At 50.0% G+C, this 21,368-nt stretch carries 16 protein-coding genes and 1 riboswitch; of the genes, 8 read left to right on the top strand and 8 right to left on the bottom strand.

Annotated elements, in window-relative coordinates:
* Positions 1–110: 110 nt before the first annotated feature.
* From MN202_RS19755 to MN202_RS19740, 4 genes are all read right to left on the bottom strand, one after another.
* Positions 111–410, bottom strand: coding sequence for a PilZ domain-containing protein (locus MN202_RS19755; RefSeq protein WP_205313453.1), 300 nt, complete (start codon positions 408–410; stop codon positions 111–113).
* Between the two features lie 93 nt (positions 411–503).
* Positions 504–4,391, bottom strand: coding sequence for an ATP-dependent RNA helicase HrpA (gene hrpA, locus MN202_RS19750; RefSeq protein ID WP_335737868.1), 3,888 nt, complete (start codon positions 4,389–4,391; stop codon positions 504–506).
* Positions 4,392–4,458: 67 nt separating this feature from the next.
* Entirely contained in the window at positions 4,459–4,878 is a 420-nt protein-coding gene (locus MN202_RS19745) for a CBS domain-containing protein (RefSeq protein WP_335737867.1), read from the bottom strand.
* A gap of 75 nt (positions 4,879–4,953) precedes the next feature.
* On the bottom strand, positions 4,954–5,955 hold the full coding sequence (locus MN202_RS19740) for an isoaspartyl peptidase/L-asparaginase family protein (protein ID WP_335737866.1): 1,002 nt from the start codon (positions 5,953–5,955) through the stop codon (positions 4,954–4,956).
* A gap of 168 nt (positions 5,956–6,123) precedes the next feature.
* Between MN202_RS19740 and MN202_RS19735 the strand changes: the two genes are divergently transcribed.
* Positions 6,124–7,302: a tetratricopeptide repeat protein gene (locus MN202_RS19735; protein ID WP_335737865.1), complete on the top strand. Its 1,179-nt coding sequence runs from the start codon at positions 6,124–6,126 to the stop codon at positions 7,300–7,302.
* Here the strand turns inward: MN202_RS19735 and MN202_RS19730 are convergent.
* From MN202_RS19730 to MN202_RS19720, 3 genes are read right to left on the bottom strand one after another with little or no spacing between them, the layout of a single operon-like run.
* On the bottom strand, positions 7,299–8,321 hold the full coding sequence (locus MN202_RS19730; protein WP_335737864.1) for a malonyl CoA-ACP transacylase: 1,023 nt from the start codon (positions 8,319–8,321) through the stop codon (positions 7,299–7,301). The two genes, MN202_RS19735 and MN202_RS19730, sit on opposite strands and share 4 nt — an antisense overlap.
* Positions 8,318–10,528, bottom strand: a complete 2,211-nt coding sequence (locus MN202_RS19725) for a dehydrogenase E1 component subunit alpha/beta (protein WP_335737863.1) — start codon at positions 10,526–10,528, stop codon at positions 8,318–8,320. The genes MN202_RS19730 and MN202_RS19725 overlap by 4 nt, the downstream gene beginning before the upstream one ends.
* Positions 10,529–10,556: 28 nt before the next feature.
* A complete protein-coding gene (locus MN202_RS19720; RefSeq protein ID WP_335737862.1) occupies positions 10,557–11,738 on the bottom strand; it encodes an acyl-CoA dehydrogenase in 1,182 nt (393 codons plus the stop codon).
* A 109-nt stretch (positions 11,739–11,847) separates the two neighbouring features.
* Here MN202_RS19720 and MN202_RS19715 point away from each other — a divergent pair, with 109 nt between their 5' ends.
* The 7 genes from MN202_RS19715 to thiH all read left to right on the top strand — a co-directional run bounded on the left by MN202_RS19715 (position 11,848) and on the right by thiH (position 19,857).
* Positions 11,848–12,687, top strand: a complete 840-nt coding sequence (locus tag MN202_RS19715) for a LysR family transcriptional regulator (RefSeq protein ID WP_335737861.1) — start codon at positions 11,848–11,850, stop codon at positions 12,685–12,687.
* An 88-nt stretch (positions 12,688–12,775) separates the two neighbouring features.
* Positions 12,776–14,212 carry an exodeoxyribonuclease I gene (gene sbcB, locus MN202_RS19710; RefSeq protein ID WP_335737860.1) on the top strand — a complete coding sequence of 479 codons (1,437 nt, stop codon included), beginning with the start codon at positions 12,776–12,778 and terminating at the stop codon, positions 14,210–14,212.
* A 54-nt stretch (positions 14,213–14,266) separates the two neighbouring features.
* Positions 14,267–14,377: riboswitch (TPP riboswitch) on the top strand.
* Positions 14,378–14,472: 95 nt separating this feature from the next.
* Positions 14,473–16,248, top strand: coding sequence for a phosphomethylpyrimidine synthase ThiC (gene thiC, locus MN202_RS19705; RefSeq protein ID WP_335737859.1), 1,776 nt, complete (start codon positions 14,473–14,475; stop codon positions 16,246–16,248).
* Entirely contained in the window at positions 16,238–17,755 is a 1,518-nt protein-coding gene (gene thiE, locus MN202_RS19700; protein WP_335737858.1) for a thiamine phosphate synthase, read from the top strand. The genes thiC and thiE overlap by 11 nt, the downstream gene beginning before the upstream one ends.
* Entirely contained in the window at positions 17,739–17,939 is a 201-nt protein-coding gene (gene thiS / locus MN202_RS19695; protein WP_335737857.1) for a sulfur carrier protein ThiS, read from the top strand. Before thiE ends, thiS begins: the two co-directional genes overlap by 17 nt.
* A 2-nt stretch (positions 17,940–17,941) precedes the next feature.
* Positions 17,942–18,709 (top strand): thiazole synthase, encoded by a 768-nt coding sequence (locus tag MN202_RS19690; protein WP_335737856.1) that lies wholly within the window; start codon positions 17,942–17,944, stop codon positions 18,707–18,709.
* The gene (gene thiH, locus MN202_RS19685) at positions 18,706–19,857 is read left to right on the top strand and encodes a 2-iminoacetate synthase ThiH (protein ID WP_335737855.1); all 1,152 of its coding nucleotides are present in this window, start codon (positions 18,706–18,708) and stop codon (positions 19,855–19,857) included. Before MN202_RS19690 ends, thiH begins: the two co-directional genes overlap by 4 nt.
* A gap of 34 nt (positions 19,858–19,891) precedes the next feature.
* Here the strand turns inward: thiH and MN202_RS19680 are convergent, their stop codons facing one another.
* Positions 19,892–21,031, bottom strand: coding sequence for a M23 family metallopeptidase (locus tag MN202_RS19680; protein WP_335737854.1), 1,140 nt, complete (start codon positions 21,029–21,031; stop codon positions 19,892–19,894).
* Between the last annotated feature and the right edge of the window lie 337 nt (positions 21,032–21,368).

The following is a 21,368-nucleotide window of genomic DNA, read 5'->3' as shown; positions in this document are numbered from 1 at the left end:
CAAGAAGTGTTAAATCGAGCAAACTTAAGTATCCCGTTAAAAAGAAAAATGCCGGTCAGCTTAACTGACCGGCATTAAGCCACGGCTGCTTTTTTTATGCTGTTTAGCTATTAGTTCAGCTCCATAAAAGCTAAACCCAACTGATAAATATCTTCGCTTTCCTGCGCGCAGCGCATCACCTTTGCGCTGGCATCCAACGGCGGCACACTGGCATTAGCAGAGTCAAGCCTGACGCGAATAAGTGTGCCCATCTCAAGTGGTTCATCAACTTCTACCGACATACCTGTTGCGCTCAAATCGCGGCATATACCATCTATAGTGCGGCCGGCTTCCGGATCGTTAATCATCAGCTTCACATCTGCGTTAACCATCATCCTGAAATAGTGCCGGTTGTCCCCTTTTGTTAACATAACGCCTCCCCTAGCTACATCAGCGTTAAGTTATAGAACGTTCCGCTGCGGCTGTAAAGCCCGCTGTAAGCAGCCAGACAGCAAATATCCTTATCAGGCTTTAATTTCCTGTACCGCATGCAGTACCCTTTTCACCGATATGGGATAAGGCGTACCCAGTTGTTGAGCATGCAAAGATACTTTCAGCTCCTGCAACATCCAGTATATTGCCTGTACCGGCTCTGGCAGCACTTTACTGCCGGCAAATTTACCCAGTAAGTTGTTGTAAGCATCAAAAGCTTTTTGATACTCGTGCATCAATAACCGGTCGCGTTGTGGATCAACCGGCAGTTTTTCCAGCCGCTTTTGCATGGCCTGTAAATAGCGCAGTATGTTATCCAGCCGCGTGGCACCATGGCCACTGACAAAACCTTTGAAAATCAGCTCATTCAATTGTTGCTTGATATCGCCCTGTGACTGCACGTGGGCTAAATCGACCTTACCTTTTAAGCGTTTTTGGATATCGTGACACAGGGTTAATATTTGTTCGACTTTTAGCGCTATAGCCAGCACAGTATCGCCCAGCTCTGCCCGAACTTTTTCTCTGAGCACAGCAAAATCAGTCTCATTTTGCGGCAGCGCATCCTGAGCTACTAATGCATCCACCCCAGCAGCAATGCAGTCATCTATCAGCTCCAGCACCCGGCCAAAGGGGTTAAAATACAAGCCCAGCTTGGCTTTATTCGGCAGTGATTCCTGCAGGTATTTTACCGGCGACGGAATATTCAACAGCAATAAGCGCCGCAAACCCTGTTTTGTTGTGTCCAATGCCTGCTGCGGGTTGTCCAGCAGCTTTATTGCGACCGAATCCCGCTCGTCAACTAAAGCCGGAAAGGCTTTAATTTCATAGCCCGCCTGTAATTTAACGTATTCACGCGGCAAAACACCAAAGCTCCACTGCGTAAGTTTGTCCTGCTCTATGCCCTGCTCTGCCACCTGGCTTAAACTTTGCTGCACTTCGCCCTGCAGGCCTTGCTTTAACACATTCAGTGACCGGCTTTGCTGCAGTGTCTTACCCGCATCGTCGACTACTTTAAAATTCATTTTCAAATGCAGTGGCAGGCTGGTTAAGTCCCAGGCATCGTCAGGAATAGTCAGGCCCGACATCCGCTTTAAGCGCACAGCGACAGCGTCAAGTAATTTACCTTCGTGCGGCACCAGTGTTTGCATTAACGCATCAGCATAGTTTGGTGCCGGAACAAAGTTGCGCCGGTACTGCTTGGGCAATGATTTTATCAGCGCCACCAGCAATTCATGGCGCAGCGCCGGGATCAGCCAGTCAAAGCCAGTGTCATCCAGCTGATTTAACAGTGCCAGCGGAATAATCACGCTGACACCATCATCTATCTCGCCGGGGGCAAAATGATATTCCAGTGGCAGGGTTAAATTGCCCTGACGCCAGTTTGACGGGAATTTATCGGCGGTAATATCACTGGCATCGCGGTTTAGCAGACTGTCTGGATCAAAGTTAAGATAACCGGCATCTTCCGTGCGTTTTTTCTTCCACCATTTGGCAAAGTCGATACGGTTATTGGCCCACTCTGGTACCCGCTCGGCGTAAAATGCCGCCAGCGTATCTTCATCTACCAGAATATCGCGCCGGCGTGATTTTTCTTCTAAGGCGGTAACATCGTCAACCAGGCGCTGGTTATGTTGCAAAAAACGCTCGTTACTACCCAGTTCCTGATTCACCAGGGCTTCGCGTACAAACAGGGTATGACACACTGCCGGGTCAATTTTGCTGTACAGCACCGCGCGTTTTGGCACGATAACCAGACCATATAAACTAACCTGCTCATAAGCGATAACGGCACCGCGCTTTTTCTCCCAGTGCGGTTCGCTGTAACTGCGCGTCACCAGATGTTCGGCCAGTGGCTCCAGCCACTCCGGCTCAATTTTCGCCAGTGTACGGGCATACAACTTACTGGTTTCTACCCACTCGGCCGCAGCAACCCACTTGGGTTTACGTTTAAATAAATGGCTGCCTGGGAACACATAAAACCGGGTCTGGCGCGGGCCTAAATAATCCGCTTCAGAGTCTTTAAACCCGACCTGACCCAGCAAGCCGCTTAATACCGCCTGATGTATAGCCTGATACCCTGCCGGTTGTGCAGTTATCTGATAGCCCTGCTCCTGCATCAACTGAGTAAGTTGGCCCGTTAGATCCTGCCATTCGCGCACCCGCAGGTAATTTAAAAACTCTTGCCGGCACAGACGGCGAAACTGGTTGTTACTAAGTTGCTCTTGTTGTTCCTGTAAGTATTGCCACAGTTTTAGCCAGGCGGCGAAGTCTGAGTCAGTGTCGGCAAAACGGCCATGACACTGATCGGCCTTTTGCTGTTTATCAAGCGGCCGCTCGCGTGGATCCTGTATAGACAGCGCCGCTGCAAGTACCAGCAGTTCGTTTAAGCCACCATTGTCAGCGGCAAACAGCACCATGCGGGCTAAACGCGGGTCAATTGGCAACCTTGAGAGCTTTTTACCCAACTCGGTAAGCTTGATGCCGGTTTTATCACGCTTAAGGGGGATAGCGCCCAATTCTTCCAGCAGCTTTATACCGTCATTGACAAAGCGACTGTCTGGCTTTTGCAAAAACGGAAAGGCGGCAATATCACCCAGCCCCAGTGCCAGCATTTGCATAATCACCGACGCCAGGTTAGTGCGCAGAATCTCCGGATCAGTAAATTCGGGCCGGCCGTTAAAGTCCTCTTCGCTGTATAGCCTGATACAAATACCGGCGGCAACCCGGCCGCAACGGCCTTTACGCTGGTTAGCGCTGGCCTGACTAATGGCTTCAATCGGCAATTGTTGTACTTTAGAGCGGTAGCTATAACGCGATAAACGCGCTGTACCCGGGTCGATAACATAACGAATGCCCGGCACTGTCAGTGACGTTTCCGCCACGTTGGTGGCAAGTACAATGCGCCGTCCGGCATGGTTTTGAAAAATGCGGTTTTGCTCGGCGGCACTTAAGCGGGCATACAAGGGCAATACTTCGGTATGCGGTAGCTTAAGCTTTTCCAGAGCGTCGGCAGTATCACGTATTTCACGCTCGCCGTTTAAAAATATCAGGATATCGCCCGGCGGTTCGCGGTACAGCTCTTCTACCGCATCAAAAATACCTTGCAGTTGATCAGCGTCTTTATCTTCCTGCTCGCTTACTGGCCGGTAGCGGGTTTCAACAGGAAAAGTGCGGCCGGAGACTTCAATTACCGGCGCATTAAAAAAATGCCGGGAAAAACGCTGCGGATCGATAGTGGCAGAGGTAATAATCAGCTTTAGATCAGGGCGCTTGGGCAGCAACTGTTTTAAATAGCCGAGCAGAAAGTCAATATTCAGGCTGCGCTCGTGTGCTTCGTCGATAATTAAGGTGTCGTACTGGTTTAAAAAGCGGTCTTGTTGAATTTCTGCCAGCAAAATACCGTCGGTCATCAGCTTCACATAGGTATTATCGCTGGTGTGGTCGCCAAAGCGGATTTTATAGCCAACCTGATTGCCTACCTGGCACTGCAGCTCTTCGGCAATACGGTCGCAAACACTGCGAGCCGCTAAGCGCCGAGGTTGAGTATGGCCAATCATACCGGCCACACCACGGCCTAATTCCAGGCAAATTTTCGGAATTTGTGTGGTTTTACCCGAACCGGTTTCACCGGCAATAATCACCACCTGATTAGCGGCAATAGCCGCTTTAATATCGTCTTTTTTCTCCGACACCGGCAGCTGTGGCGGATAGCTGACCTGAGGCAACGCTTGCGCGCGGGCAAAACGCAGCGCTTCTGAGCGGCTAATATCGGCGGCTATTCGTTGCAGCTGCGTCGTCTTGGCCTGTTCAGCCAGCGTTTTGCAGTTGTGCAGACGACGGCGCAGGCGAAACTGGTCTTTTAACAGACAGTGCGCAATACGGGAATTCAAATCGGATACAGAGATAACAGCTTCAGACAAAACAACGCCCTCGTTAACAGAGGGCGCCATGCTACCAAGAGCGGCAGGTAAAAATCCAGCGCTAACGCTAACCGACTTTACCGTAATGCGAGTGCAACTCTTTGTCTATTGCCCCCAGCACGTCCGAGCGGGTAATAATCCCGAGTAAATACCCATCGTCATCTACCACCGGATACAACTTAGGTTTAGCTTTCAGCATGATTTGCGCCAGATCGATAACACCATCGTAGCCTTTTACCGTTAACACGGCCGGATTCATCACATCAGCCACTCTGGCAGCCTGCTGATCATGATAGGTCGACATTAACATGCGTTGTAAACAGTCCTGTTCGGAAATAAAACCAATAATTTTTTTATGTTCATCTATAACGGGGCCGCCGGTCTGGCGACCTTTAATCAGGCGATCAACAGCCATTTCAACCGGCATGTCAGCGGTAAAGGTTACCGGATGCCGGTTCATATAATCTGCCACTTTAAGTAAATCCATGCTTCCCCCTGCACTGTGGTACTGAGCTTCAGGCTCTTGTTAAGGGTAGCCGAATTTAGCCGCTTTGCCGCATAATCAGTTACTGCTGGCAAAGATTTCGCTGACCAGCTCACCACCTTCAGATTTGCGCGCACGATACATGCCTTCGGTATTAAAGCTCCAGCTCAGCTGGCCTTTGTTATCAACCACCACTACGCCACCGTCACCACCTACTTGCTTTAGTTCCGCCAGTACCTGTTTAGCCGCTACAGCAGCAGACATTTTTTGGTACTTAACCCGGGCACAAATGTCGCTGGCAACCTGATAACGGATAAAATACTCACCGTGGCCGGTAGCCGATACGGCACAGCTGGCGTTGTCAGCAAAATTGCCGGCACCAATAACAGGCGCATCGCCAATACGGCCATAGCGCTTGGCTGTCATACCACCAGTGGATGTAGCTGCAGCCAGATTTCCTTCCCTATCAATGGCAACCGCGCCGACAGTGCCCATTTTCCATGCCGGATCGTAAGGCACTGCGGCCTGATGGGGTTGCGGCGCTATAGCTTGTTTGGCGCGTTTTAACGCATCATAGCGAAACTGGGTATTAAAATAACTGTTGTCTACCAATTCCAGTTGCTGCTCTGAGGCAAATTGCTCAGCGCCTTTACCTGATAGCATTACATGCACAGATTTTTCCATCACTGCCCGCGCCAGTAGTATCGGATTCTTTACATTAGTTACCCCGGCTACAGCGCCAGCATTGCGGTTTCTGCCGTCCATAATGGATGCATCCAGCTCATGGCTTTCATCAAAGGTATATACCGCACCTTTTCCGGCATTAAATAGCGGCGAATCCTCCAGCACTGTTACTGCCGCAGTTACTGCATCTACGCTGCTACCGCCGCGCTCTAAGATGCTATATCCCTGATGAATGGCGTGCGCCAGCATGGCATGGTAAGCCTGCTCCTGTGCGGCGGTCATGTTGTCTCTGCTAATAGTACCTGCGCCGCCATGCAGCACTATACCTATTGGTGTTTTAGCCAAAGCCGTTAAAGCGAAGGTGCTTATTGCCGCCGCAAACATTAGTGTTTTCATTATAAATTCCCGCGCTATTGGTTAGTACTTTGTACTTGATCTACCACAAAATCACAACCGGTTGTCACTTAGCTTGCAGAGGCAAGCAACAGGCTGTGCTATAGCAGAACAGGGATAATTCATTGAGTTTGCGCTATAGTAAACTCATCGCAGTTGTGGAGATTAGCGATGAAAACATACATAAGCCTGATAGCTGGTTTAATGGCGTTAACGGCCTGCCAGTCGGCGCCTAAGCCTGAATTAACCTACGATTATCAATCATTGCTAATTGCTGAGCCCGGCTTTGCCGGCGATATAACACCAGTGGAAACCGAACAGCAGATTTATGCTCTGCCCGAACAGGTGCAATCTGAGTTGCAGCGTATTCTGCACGCCACGTCCGGTATAACCGAACGTTCTAAAACATTGCTCAGATACATCTTTACTTTTGCTCATGATGAATTGATATACGATAACAGTGCCACCAAAACAGCCAGCGAAACACTGGCTATAGGCAAAGCTAACTGCCTGAGTTTGTCGATCCTGGCGTACAGTATGGCAAATGAAGTCGGGTTAAAAACGGTTTTTCAGGATGTAGCTATACCCGAGTATTGGACCAGCGAACAAAACACTACCTGGCTCAATGGTCATGTTAATTTACGCATAGTGCAAAATACATTACCCGAAAACCACTCTGGTGTGATCCTGTTTGGCAGAGATATCGTGGTAGATTTTGACCCGACCATTTTAAAGCAACGCTTTTCAACCACTCAACTGAACAAACAACGCGTAACCGCAATGTTTTACAACAATAAGGCTGCCGAGCAACTGAATAGCTCGGAGGATGCTCAGGCATATCAGTACTATTTAGCGGCGATTGACATAGATCCAACTTTTGCGGTGACCTGGGCGAACCTTGGGGTACTGTATCGCAAATACGGCTTAGATCAGTATGCGGAACAGGCGTATCAGCACAGCTTAAAGCTAGACCCTACCTCACTGAACACCATGTCAAATCTGGCCTATTTGTATCACAGATCTGATCGGCAACACGAGGCCGAGCAACTGATGCAACATGTAAACCAGGCCCGTAAAAATAATCCCTACTATTATCTGATGTTAGGTAATGAAGCACTGCGACGTAACGATACTGCCGAAGCCATATCGCAATATGAACATGCCGTCAGGCTGGACAGAAACAATCACGAAGCCTACTTTGGCCTGGCTAAAGCTTATTTCCAGCTAAATGACACGGTACAGGCTGAACGTTATCTGCAGCGGGCCAAACGCACGGCACCATCAGACCAGGACAAAGAGCAATACCAACGTAAACTGACCAGTCTGCTGCAAGTGGCCAGCGTGCATTAACGGCTAACGTGCTGCCGCTGCTCTGGTATGCCCATACTGATAACATAAGGTAGGGCAGCTTGTTGTGCGCTAATAAAATCCTGCTTAGTTTTAAGCCCTTGCCAGCCAATCTGGATAAGGCTTTGTGCCACAGCGCCGCCCAAGCTGGCGCCCGGGCCGAGCAAAATAATATGCTCAGGGGCAAACTCTTTTACAGCCACTTGTAAGGCTTTACTAAAATCATACGCCTGACACACCTGATGTTGCAGCGTATAACGTTGCAGTGCTGACAAATCGCTAGCCAGATTGGGCCAGATATGACCACGGCCATCAATCATCGGCAGCTGTGGCTGTTTAAAGCGTGCCGCCGGCCAAACTGATAAAGCGCTGTCTGACGCGGCCTGCATCAAGTGGGTGTGAAAAGCGGCATGACCTGGCAGCAGCAATGGAAAGCGCTCATCACAAACAGGCAATGCCTGCATTGCAGCTGTCACCGCCGCTTCACTGCCCGCCAAAACGGCATAGCCACCATAGACAATGGACATAAACAGCTCCCCCCGGTGCCTCAGCAGTTGCTGCTGCACCAGAGCCTGACGCTCAGTGTCACTTTGCCAGTTGTCGTCAATCAGCGGATATATAAACTGAGCACCGGCACCACCGGCGGTTAGCTGCGCCATATCAGTGACCAGTTGCATACCGCTATCCGGTGCCAGCACACCGGTACAGCCCAGCGCGGTATACCAGCCCATCGAATTGCCGGTTACCGCTACCACGTCAAACTGTTCAGGGTTAATATCGTGATAATCCTGCATGCCGGCGGCAAATATTAACGCGGCGGCGTTTTCCGCTTTTAAATGCGTCGCACGACTAAACACAGCCTGACTGTCCAGTTCACTGACGGTGGCTAACCCGGCTTTGGCCCTGACGGCATCACATTGCGACAACAAGGTTTTATCTTTAGCGTGCTGGCTGATGTATCCAAGCTCAGCCTTGTTGTAAGTGCCCCGGCCGGGACAGACTAGCAGCGCAGTTTTCTTCATAACAACACCTGTTCATTGGCAACGGTGAGCAAGCTAAGTGCATGTTGCACAATTTGCTGTTTCGACGGTAGTACGGCATAAGCCGCCGCTCCCAACGGAATAAAGCTATCTTCAGCACATAGTCGCGATACAGTAAAATGCCCCGGTTTAGCCTCATGCAAAGCGGTAAACAGCTCTTCACTTAACGAGCCGCGTCGACGGCATTCATCAACAATCAATACCTTGGAACAGCCGTTAAGCGCTTTGATAATCAGCGTGGTATGCAGCGGCACTAAGGTGCGCAAATCTAACAGCCGGATCTGATAGCCCTGCGCGGCCAGTTCCTGCTCAGCCTGGCGGCTTAAATAATAGCCATTGCCATAGCTGATAATGGCCAGCTCGTCACCATCGCCATAGACTGCCGGCTCGCCTAATACAGGCAGCGGCGTATCAGGTGTTGGGTAATCATGTAACCACAAACCATCGCCGGCTGTGGCCAAATCCCGTGTCATATACAGCGCTATAGGTTCAAGAAAAATAACCAGCCGCTTTTGCTGATGGGCCAGCTGCACGGCCTGACGTAGCAATAAAGCCGCGTCATGACCGTTTGACGGGCAAAATAAAATTACACCCGGAATATCGCGAAACACCGCAAACGAGTTGTCATTATGAAAATGGCCGCCAAAGCCGCGCTGATAAGCCAGACCGGCAATACGAATGACCATCGCATTGTGATACTGGCCGTTAGAGAAAAACGGTAAGGTCGCTGCTTCACCGCGAATTTGATCCTCGGCATTGTGCACATAGGCTAGAAACTGAATTTCCGGTATCGAGATAAACCCTTGCTGGGCCAAACCAATCGCCATACCAAGAATACTCTGCTCATCCAGCAGAGTATTAATGACTCTGTTACTGCCAAAAGCATGCACCAAATGCTGGGTAACGCCGTAAACGCCGCCTTTTTTGCCGACATCTTCGCCAAAAACCACGGTATTATTGTACTGCGCCAAGATGTCATGCAGCGTCCAGTTTAGCAATTTGGCCAAATGCTGCTTTTTACCCATGTTATGCTGATCAAAGGCAAACAGTTGCTCGCGCAGCTCGCTGGCCGGTACCACAGGTACTTTATCAGCGTCACGCTCAGGCGCGATGGAGGCCATCACTTGTGCCGCAGTGGTTAATTTTGGCTGATGGCTGGCAACAGTCGCAACGCGATTAATTTGCGTTACCAAAGCATTTAATTGAGCAAGCAACTGCTCTGCGGTTATGTCACCGCTGGCTAGCAGTGCTGCTGTGCTGCTTAGCAGCGGGTCCAGCTCAAGCTCGGCTTCAATTTGTGCCTTGGTGCGATATGCCGCTTCAGCATCAGCACCAGCATGGCCAAACAACCTTACCGTGGACAGATGCAAAACTGCAGGCTTACGTTTACTGCGCACATAATCTGCAGCGCGGCGGGCAACATGATAGGTCTGCGCCAGATCGCGGCTGTCGGCAGCAAAATACTTCAGTGCCGGCCTGTCGGCTAAATCCTGCTCTATCCAGCCGCTGGGGGTTGGTGTGGAAATACCCAGGCCGTTATCTTCACAAACAAACAGCACCGGTACCGGTACCTGCTGATAAGCTGCCCAGCAAGCTGAGTTGATCGCGCCCTGCGCAGTTGAATGATTGGCCGAGGCATCGCCAAAACTGCACAGCACTATGGCATCGGCCGGCCACTGGCCGTCAAGCCCCAGCCGCTTGCTTAGATCGACAGCGAACGCTGCCCCCACCGCTTTGGGCAACTGCGACGCTATGGTACTGGTTTGTGGCGGTATATTCAGCGCCAGGCTGCCAAGCACCTTATGCCGGCCACCTGAGATCGGGTCCTCACTGCTGGCGCAAAACGACAACAACATGTCATACAACGGCGTACTACCCGGCAATTGTTTGCTACGTTCAATAAAAAAAGCCCCACTTCGATAATGCAAAAACGCCGGATCTGTAAGCCTTAAGGCCGCAGCCACAGCAGCGTTACCCTCGTGGCCGGCACTGCCGATGGTATAAAAGCTCTGGCCTTTGGCTTGTAACAAACGTGATTGCAAATCCAGCAGACGGCTGCATAACTGACTGTGCCACAACTGATATAAGGTACTGAATTCAATACTGTGACTACTGCTATGCGGCGGTAGCTTGCCGCTTTTTAAGCGCTCACGGTATTCATTGACCCAGGGATGTACGGCTTCTGACATAAGGCTTACTCCACTGCAACTGCCTGGCTTAAACGCCGCTAAACGCCTGTAAACCGGTTTGTGCCCGGCCTAAAATAAGTGCATGCACATCGTGCGTACCCTCGTAGGTGTTTACCGCTTCCAGGTTCATCACATGGCGAATAACATGGAATTCGTCAGCAATGCCATTGCCGCCGTGCATGTCACGGGCAACGCGGGCAATATCCAGCGCTTTGCCGCAGGAATTACGTTTTATTAGCGAGATAGTCTCCGGTGCCAGCAAATGCTGATCCATCAACCGGCCGGCCTGTAAACACGCCAGTAAACCAATGCTGATTTCTGTTTGCATATCCGCTAATTTTTTCTGGATAAGCTGATTAGCCGCCAGCGGCCGGCCAAACTGGTGACGGTCCAGCGTATACTGGCGGGCAGCATGCCAGCAGAATTCTGCCGCACCCAGCGCGCCCCAGGCAATGCCGTAGCGAGCTTTATTTAAACAGCCAAACGGGCCTTTTAAGCCACTGACATTAGGCAGCAGCGCATCCTCGCCTACTTCGACGTTATCCATCACGATTTCGCCGGTTATCGACGCCCTTAGCGAAAACTTACCTTCAATTTTCGGGGCCGATAAGCCCTTCATGCCTTTTTCCAGCACAAAACCGCGAATCTCGCCGTCTAACTTGGCCCACACCACAAACACATCGGCAATCGGCGAGTTGGTGATCCACATCTTACTGCCGTTTAGCACGTAACCGCCGGCTGTTTTCTTCGCTGTAGTGCGCATACCTGCGGGATCTGAACCCGCATCCGGTTCAGTTAAACCAAAGCAGCCAACCCATTCTCCACTGGCCAGCCTGGGTAAATATTTCAGCCGCTGTGCTTCAGTGCCGTATTCATGAATAGGATGCATCACTAAGGACGACTGCACACTCATGGCACTGCGATAACCGCTGTCTACCCGTTCTACTTCGCGCGCGACTAAACCATAACAAACATAGTTTACTGCCGAGCAGCCGTACTTTTCCGGTAAGGTTGCCCCCAGCAGGCCAAGCTCACCCAGTTCTGTCATAATTTCTTGGTGAAAATGCTCTTCGCGGTTGGCCATCAATACCCGCGGCTGCAGTTTTTCCTGACAATACTGATGAGCAGTGTCGCGGATCATCCGCTCTTCTTCGGTTAACATGTTGCTGAACGCAAACGGGTCCTGCCAATCAAAATGTGGGCGTGCCATAGCAAATTCCTCAATAAAACCAGCGAAATATTTTTAGTTATCGCCAGATTAGCCTGCTTTAATGTACAGTTAAAATATAATAATTCTGTATCAGGTATAGTTTAAAACTATGGATATTCGCCAGCTAAATTACTTTGTTGCGGTGTATGAGCAAGGCAGCGTCAGCGCCGCAGCGCGCCAATGCTGTGTAGCGCAGCCATCACTTTCATCCGCACTGCGTCAGTTAGAGCAAGAACTGGGGGTCAGTTTATTTATCCGTCTGCCTAAAGGGGTAACCCCAACTGAAGATGGCGACAAGCTCTACGGCCATGCCGGGCGCATCATAAGCCAGTTACAGTCGTTAAAAGCCTCATTTACCGAACCGGTAGCACGGGTAAAATTCCGCCTGGGGTTAATTCGGGCTTTAGGCGTAGAACGTATGAGCCAGTTACTGCGCGAGTTTAGCAACAGCCTACCCGGGCTGGAGCTGCATTTGGTAGAGCCGGATGACAGCTGTGATGCCCGCATTATCACGCCGCAACTCCTTAAAGCCGGAGAAGCCTTTGCGCCAATATGGCATGACAATTACCTGTTGGCACTGCCTCCCGGTTCGCCCCTGAGTTTACAACCGCATATTGAGTTAGCGGATTTTGAGCAACTGCCATTGATAAAACGCACGCCATGCGATGCCTGGAATACCCTGTATCCGGAATTAGTGCGTCGTGGCATTAAAGCCGATATCCGCGCCGATATTCAAACTATAGAGTATGCGCTAGGCCTGGTATCAGCTGGAGTCGGCTGTGCATTAGTGCCTAATTTTGACAATATGCAGCAACGAAATGATGTCGATATCCGACCGGTAAATGAACTGAAACTAGAACGGACAATAGGCCTGGCTTATCCAAAAAACACTAACACAGAAGCGCTTACCCTACTATTGCAGCAATGCCAGCATGCCAGTAACCGATAAGGCTAAATGGCAAAAATCATGTATCCGCGCCGCTCCAGCTGCTAAACTGGCGACATGTTTTCAGATAACAAAACCCGGATAAGCTATTGTGACAACAACACAAAGCAGTTTTTATTTTCACGACTATGAAACCTGGGGCGCTGATCCCAAACGTGACCGCCCGGCGCAATTTGCCGGTATTCGCACCGATTTAGACCTGAATATTATCAGCGAGCCCGACGTCTGGTATTGCCAGCTAGCCAATGATTATCTGCCGCACCCGCAGGCGGCACTGATCACTGGTTTAACACCACAGTTGTGCAATAAAAAAGGCCTGAACGAAACTGACTTTATGCAACGTATTCTAGCGCGCTTTAGCGAGCCGAACAGCTGTGTACTGGGCTACAACAACCTGCGGTTTGACGATGAAGTGACCCGTTACAGCCTGTTTCGTAACTTTTATGAACCTTACGGCCGTGAATGGCAAAACGGCAATAGCCGCTGGGACTTAATAGACATGGTGCGCGCCTGCTACGCGCTGCGCCCCGATGGCATTAACTGGCCATTACGTGAAGATGGCAGCCCGGTTTTTAAACTGGAAGAACTGACCAAGGCTAATGGCCTGGCGCACGAAAACGCTCACGATGCCTTATCTGATGTGTATGCCACCATTGCCATCGCCAAACTTATTAAAGAAAAGCAACCTAAACTGTTTAGCTATTTATTTGAACTGCGTAAAAAAGCCAAAGTAGCCGAGCTGATTGATGTCGCCGGTATGACGCCGCTGGTACATGTGTCTTCTAAATTTCCGGCTACGCAAGGCTGTATCAGCTGGATAGTGCCACTGGCATTTCACCCTACTAATAAAAATGCGGTGATTTGCTACAACTTACAGGCTGATCCGACACCGCTACTGCAGGACGATATCGCCACCTTGCAGCAAAAGCTGTACACCAAAACCTCCGATCTGGCCGAAGGCGAGCACAGACTGGGTTTAAAGCTAATGCATTTAAATAAATGCCCGGTACTGGCACCGGCAAAAACCTTAACTGAAGAGCGCGCCGCCCAGTTTGGCATCGACCGCGCCCAATGCCTGAAACATCTGGATTTTTTGCGCCAGCATCGAGCTACTCAGGCTAAAGCTATAGAGCTGTATCAGCAATTAAATGACTTTCCAGCCGAAACCAACCCCGATTATCAGCTGTACAATGGTTTTATCAGCGACGGCGATAAGCAAAAAATGGTGCAGTTACACCAGTTGCCGCCTGAGCAATTAGCCGTTAACGCTCCGGTATTCAGTGACGAGCGCCTGAACAATCTATTGTTTTTATATCGCGCCCGTAACTACCCCTACAGCCTGACCGATAGTGAGCAGCAAAAGTGGCAGCGCTATCGCACTGACAAACTAATGCGCGGCCTGGATAACCCCAATTTAACTATGGAAGATTTTAGCCTGGCGCTGGAGAATCTGGCGCATGAGCATGCCAGTGATGAGCAGAAGATGAAAATTCTTAAGTCGCTTTATTTATATGTGCAGAGCTTATAGAACGCCGATTGAAATCAGACCTTGAATTTCGTTAGCAATAAGTGAATACTTAGCACCATCTTGTCGGAGTGCCCAGCTGTTTACAGCGGGCTGAGACCGTGAAAACGGGATCCGTTGAACCTGATCAGGCTAATACCTGCGAAGGGAAACAAGGGGAAATTCAGTATTAGCACAGCTAAACTCCGCCCAGCGGTTTAGTTGTTTGCTGCCAGCTGCCCCACTCCGGACAAGCAACTTCAACTTGTTAACCGGAGCTTGCTATGTCTGCTAAACCTTTTTCTAAACGTGATTTACGCGCCCATGCCCGTGCCTATATTCAGGCACTGCAGGGTGAAACCTTTCCCGGCTCCAGCCGTCATTATCTTCAATGTGAGCAAACTGGTGTCAGGGTGCCGGTGCGGCATATACACCTTAGCCCAAGCCGCCTGGCAGACGGCAGCGTGCAAACTAATCCTAGCTTACCGGTATATGACACCTCAGGCCCCTATGGCGATCCGGCACAGCAGTTAGATGTACTAAAGGGCCTGCCTAAGCTGCGGCTGGATTGGATTAACAGCCGCGGTGATGTCGCCCCCTCGCCCGAGCTGCCGTTTGCTGATATTGCACTGGATGAACAAATTACCGAGTTTGATCATCAGCCACTGCAAGCCAAAGCCGGCAAAACTGTAACCCAATTACACTATGCCCGCGCCGGTATTATTACACCGGAAATGCATTTTATTGCACTTAGGGAAAATATGGCGCTAACAGACGATGGTGTCAGAAGCCATCAGGGCGAAAGTTTTGGCGCTGCAATTCCCAAACAGATCACAGCAGAGTTTGTGCGGCAGGAAGTCGCAGCCGGACGGGCCATTATTCCGGCCAATATTAACCACCCGGAAGCCGAGCCGATGATTATCGGCCGCAACTTCAAAGTTAAGGTCAATGCCAATATCGGCAACTCATCGGTCAGCTCCAGCATTGAAGAAGAAGTAGAAAAACTGGTGTGGTCTACCCGTTGGGGGGCTGATACGGTAATGGATCTGTCCACCGGCCGGCGTATTCATCAAACCCGTGATTGGATTTTACGCAACAGCCCGGTACCGATAGGCACAGTACCCATTTATCAGGCGCTGGAAAAAGTAAACGGTGATGTCAGCAAACTAAACTGGCAGGTATTTTACGACACACTGATTGAGCAAGCCGAGCAAGGCGTAGATTACTTTACTATTCATGCCGGCGTACTAAAAGACTATGTCGCCTTAACGGCTAACCGCGTTACCGGTATTGTCTCACGGGGCGGCGCTATTATGGCGCAGTGGACCCGGTTATATAACCAGGAAAGCTTTTTATACCAGCATTTTGAACAAATTTGTCAGCTCTGTGCTGCCTACGATATTTCACTTTCCTTAGGTGATGGCCTGCGCCCGGGCAGCATTGCCGATGCCAATGATGAAGCCCAGTTTGCCGAACTTAGAACATTAGGCGAGCTGACCAAAATTGCCTGGCTCTATGATGTGCAGGTAATGATTGAGGGCCCTGGCCATGTGCCCATGCAGCTTATTCAAGAGAATATGACCGAGCAGTTAAAGCATTGTCATGAGGCACCGTTTTATACACTGGGCCCTTTAACCACTGATATTGCGCCGGGTTATGATCATATTACCTCTGGCATAGGTGCGGCGATGATTGGCTGGTTTGGCTGCGCCATGCTGTGTTATGTCACGCCAAAAGAGCATTTAGGCTTGCCAAATAAAGAAGATGTTAAACAAGGCCTTATTGCCTACAAAATTGCGGCCCATGCCGCAGATCTGGCTAAGGGCCACCCGGCAGCACAACTTAGAGATAATGCCTTGTCAAAAGCCCGCTATGAATTTCGCTGGCAGGATCAGTACAACCTGGCACTGGACCCCTTTACTGCCAAAGCTTATCACGATGAAACCCTAAGCCATGAAGGTGCCGACAGCGAGCAATTTTGCTCCATGTGCGGACCTAAATTTTGCTCAATGCGGCTTAATCAGCAAATTCAGCAGGAAGAGGCATTAAATGATGCCTGAGCCAGTATCTGAAACCAAACCGATCGTCTGGACGATTGCCAGCTCTGACAGTGGTGGCGGTGCCGGCATTCAGGCCGACTTACACACCTTTAACGCGTTGGGCTGCCATGGCTGTAGTGTTATTGCCGCTGTCACAGCGCAAAACAGCACTGAAGTTGTCGGTTATGAAACCATTAGCCCGGCACTGTTTATTACCCAGCTAAATTGCCTTATCCAGGATATGCCGCCCGCTGCGGTTAAAATTGGCCTGATCCCAGATGCTGAGTTGCTGACGCAGTTGGCGAACTGGCTGGCACAACATAAAGCCCAACATCAGTTTGTTGTTATCGCCGATCCGGTACTTAGTAGCAGCACTGGCTATAATTTTGTCCGGCAAAGCACTTTGCAGATCTGGCGGCAACAGTTGTTACCATTAGTGGATTTACTCACGCCCAATATCCCCGAACTGGCCTTGCTAAGTAATTTGCCGCATCAAAATAACGACGCACAGGCGCAGCAATTGTTGCAACTTGGCTGCCAGGCAATACTGGTAAAAGGTGGCCATTTAGACGCTAGCGACAACAATACTGCTGACAGCGTTACCGATGTGCTAATTACTGCAGATAACCGTTTTAGATTAAAACAGCCCAGACTTGACGTAACACATAACCATGGTACCGGCTGCGTACTATCCAGTGCTATAACGGCGGCCTGCGCACATGGCTATGCCCTCGCCGACAGCGCTATTATAGGGCGCGCTTATCTGCAGCAGGCACTCAGCTTTAGCTATGCCACTGGTAAAGGAGCCGGTAGCTTGCAACACCATGGCTGGCCGGTAAGCCCTGACTTTTTTCCGCAGTTGCAACATAATGACGCAGCGATTGACTACAACCTCTGCTTCGCCGGCATTACTGCGCCTATCGGCTTTTATCCGGTTATTGACAGCGTACAATGGCTAAAACGTTTATTGCCGCTTGAACCCGATGTCATTCAACTACGCATCAAGCAAGGAACAGCCGAAGACATTGAACAGCAAATTTCTGAAGCGGTACTGTTAAGCCGCGACTATAAACTGAGGCTGTTTATTAATGACCATTGGCAACTGGCCATTAAATATGGTGCTTATGGCGTACATCTGGGACAGGAAGATTTAACCACAGCCGATTTAGCGGCTATAGCCTCTGCGGGTTTACGCCTGGGTATCTCCACTCATAGTTACACCGAGCTATTGCGGGCCAGACAGATCCGGCCGTCCTATATTGCTCTGGGCCACATTTTTGCCACCCAAACCAAGCAAATGCCGTCACAACCTCAAGGTATCGCCCGCTTAAAACGCTATGCTGCGCTGTGCAGCGATGTTGCTACGGTCGCAATTGGCGGCATTAATGCAGAACGAATAGATGCGGTATTAGCTTGTGGTGTATCAGGTGTCGCTGTGGTGTCTGCCATCACAGCACAACAACAGCCTGAACAAGCCTTTTCGCAGCTAAAACAGCGTGTGGAGCAACACTATGCACATCAAGTTTAATGACCAGTTGCTGCAACTCACTGCCAATTGCACCGTAGCAGAGTTGCTGATACAGCAGCAAATACAACCACAAGGGCTTGCCGTGGCAATAAATAATACTGTTATTGCAAAACAGCAATGGCCACAGCATCAGCTGCGTGACAATGACTTTGTAAATGTATTTCACATCGTAACCGGGGGCTGAAAATGCTACGCATAGCAGATAAAACCTTTAACAGCCGCCTGCTACTTGGCAGCGGTAAATTTGCCAGCCCGCAACTGATGCAACAAGCTGTAGCAGCCAGTAATTGCCAGCTGGTCACGTTAGCGTTGAAACGACTTGAGCTTGATAAAGCTCATGATGACCTGTTGTCGCCGCTTAAGGCAATGAATGTTCAGCTGCTACCGAATACCTCAGGCACAAAGACTGCGAAAGAGGCTGTTTTTGCCGCTGAACTGGCACGTGAAGCCTTGCAAACCCATTGGCTTAAGCTGGAAATTCATCCCGACGCCCGTTATTTAATGCCAGATCCGATAGAAACCCTGCTGGCGGCTGAGCAGTTGGTGAAACTGGGGTTTGTCGTACTGCCCTATTGCAGTGCCGATCCAGTGTTGTGCAAACGTTTGGAACAAGTTGGCTGTGCTGCTGTTATGCCACTTGGCGCCGCTATCGGTTCTAATCAAGGCTTACAAACCCGCGCTATGCTGGAGATTATTATCGAACAAGCCACAGTGCCGGTGATCATTGACGCCGGCCTTGGTGCACCTTCGCATGCTGCAGCAGCGATGGAGCTCGGCGCCGCAGCAGTGTTGGTTAATACTGCTATTGCCAGCAGTGAAAACCCGGTGGCAATGGCGCACGCCTTTGCTCTGGCAGTTGAAGCCGGGCATAGTGCCTTTACAGCTGGCTTGGCGCATCACAGCAGCCAGGCGATAGCGTCCAGTCCCTTTACCGACTTTCTGGCGGCACTATGATAGCAGTAGCCGACACAACATCGTCCTGCGACGGTGGCTTTATTGCGCAGTGGCAGCATCAGAATTGGCAGCAGCTACAGCTGTACAGCCGTAGCTTCAGTGCCATACAGGTACAGCATGCGCTGCAAAAGCAACAGCTTAATCTCAGCGATTTGCAAGCCTTGCTCTCGCCAGCGGCTGCCCCCTTTCTGCCACAGCTGGCAAATAAAGCGCAGCACTTAACCCGACAGCGCTTCGGCCGCACCGTTCAGTTATTTGCGCCGCTTTACCTGTCCAACCTTTGCGCTAATGAATGCACTTACTGTGGCTTTTCGTTAAGTCAAAAAGTTAAACGCCGTACTCTGACAACCACAGAGGTTGAACAGGAGTGCCTTGCCATAAAAGCTATGGGGATTGATCAGGTACTGCTGGTCAGTGGTGAGCATGAACGTAAAGTGGGTATCGACTATTTCTGCCAGATCCTACCGGTTGTCAGACCTCACTTCAGCCAGGTACAACTGGAAGTTCAGCCGTTGAGTACTGAAGACTACCGCCGCCTGAAACAGGCCGGCGTTGATGCGGTGATGTTGTATCAAGAAACTTACAACCAATTGGCTTATCAACAATATCATCTAAAAGGTAAAAAAAGTGATATTCACTGGCGCTTAGATGCCCCGGATCGGGTCGGACGTGCAGGCATTGACAAAATTGGCCTGGGTATATTGCTTGGGCTAACCGATTGGCGCACCGATGCCATCTTACTGGCGCATCATATCCGTTACCTGCAAAAGCACTATTGGCAAAGCCGTTTTAGTTTATCTGTACCAAGGATCAGGCCATGTAGCGGTGGCGCCACTGTTGCCAACCCCATTAGCGACAAAGAACTGATCCAATTAATTTGCGCCTTTCGCCTATTTGCACCAGAGCTGGAGATCAGCCTGTCAACTCGTGAGTCTGCTCAGTTTCGCCAGCATGTGGTGCCGTTGGCTATCAGCAGCATCAGCGCCGGCTCCAAAACCCAACCTGGCGGTTACAGTGTAGAACCAGAAAACCTCGAGCAGTTTAGTATTGATGATCACCGCTCACCGCAACAGGTAGCAGAGGCCTTATTGCAGCAAGGCCTGCAACCTGTTTGGAAAGATTGGGAGCCGTTTCTGGGACGGGCTTAACCACTGCAACTACTTAATGCTTAATGCTTAATGCTTAATGCCGATAGTATCCGGCGCAGCCCCACCAGCCGTTTTTGCTCAAATAAAATCGGTTGCAGTTTGTGTCATAACTGTAACCAATTGCAGTAATTCGCCAGCCTGATAAATAGGCGCCGTTCAAATGGTACCAGCTACCATTACGTTTAAGGCTCCAGTGCTGATGTGGACCGGTTGACTGACCACCATTGCACAAGGCTTGGCCGCGGGTATTGGCCGGATTGGCAACACGGCTGTTTTTATTCACTGTGGCGCCGGTAGAATGCTGAATATTCATTAAATGATAGTAGGTCGTTGACCAACCATTAGCATGTACTATCTCGGCAAAGCAAGAGGAATGGCGCTTGAATTGTCCCGCCGCGGAAGCGGAAACCCAGGTATTGTACTGATTGCTGCCCCAGCCTCCGCCCATACTCATATCTAATGACGATAGCGGATAGCTGCCACTCCCTGTATTAGTATGAGCGCCACCAATATGCCAGCTCTGGCCTAATGGAAACGGAAACTGTAAAAAACCATTAGGGGCTTGAACCTGCATTTCTTTGTCATCAGGTTGTCGTTTAAATGGCAAATACTCCTGGCGAAATAGCCGATAATACAGCTCAGTAAACGCGACCTTATCTGCTTCGAGCTGCTGGATCTCTAGCTCAGTCCATCCGGCTTGTGTATTGTCAGCCGTAAACAGTATATCCAATCCAGATAAGCGAGGATCAATTTGGCCTGTAAATTCAGCAATGCCCTCTTGCTTACTTTGGGTATACACCAGATTAGCCAATTTATCGGCAACATCCTGGAATTGTTCAGCAAAGCCACGCTTATCGGATAACTTACCAAAAGGCGTTTCCAATACTGCAGCTGCTACTTGTTGTTGTGTCAACAATCCACTTTGCTGCTCTATCAAGGCTAACAGTACTCTGGGGCTAATACTGCTGTAGCCGGACCAGTGCGAAATCACTTCGGCGTATGGTAGTAAATGCGGAGCCTGATTAGCAAGATAAGCTTCAATATCAAAATTAAACATCTCTTCATAACTGTATATTAATGAATGGTTTAATGATGAATATTTCTCTGTAGCTACTGCAGCGACGGACAGATTAATGCTTAGCAGTATATATAAAAGTAAATTAGTCAGTCTCATAAGTATCCCTATCAGTGGTTATTAAACATACTAAATAAAAGGGGAGCCCCTTTGGATACACTGTAGCGGACGCCAGAGAGCGCAGTAATTTACATATATTTTATTAAATATAAATAAATAAAAAACACATTATTTATCTAAACGAAGATACTATTTTCAACTACGCACAAGGCCGTCGGTTGCTAGATGGCATTTGTTTAATGAGGTGGTTGCGCGGCTGGCCTGCCAGCGTTGAACTACATTGCTCAGGCAGGCGCAGGAACGCAAAAAGGCCTACCGGTTAGGGTAGGCCTTTTGCTTGAATGAGGTGCCTGGCGGTGAACTACTCTCGCATAGC

The organism is Rheinheimera muenzenbergensis (genome assembly GCF_036984005.1).
Classification (GTDB): domain Bacteria; phylum Pseudomonadota; class Gammaproteobacteria; order Enterobacterales; family Alteromonadaceae; genus Alishewanella; species Alishewanella muenzenbergensis.
The sequence above is the reverse complement of the archived record's forward strand: the minus strand, read 5'-3'. Positions and strand labels throughout refer to the sequence as shown.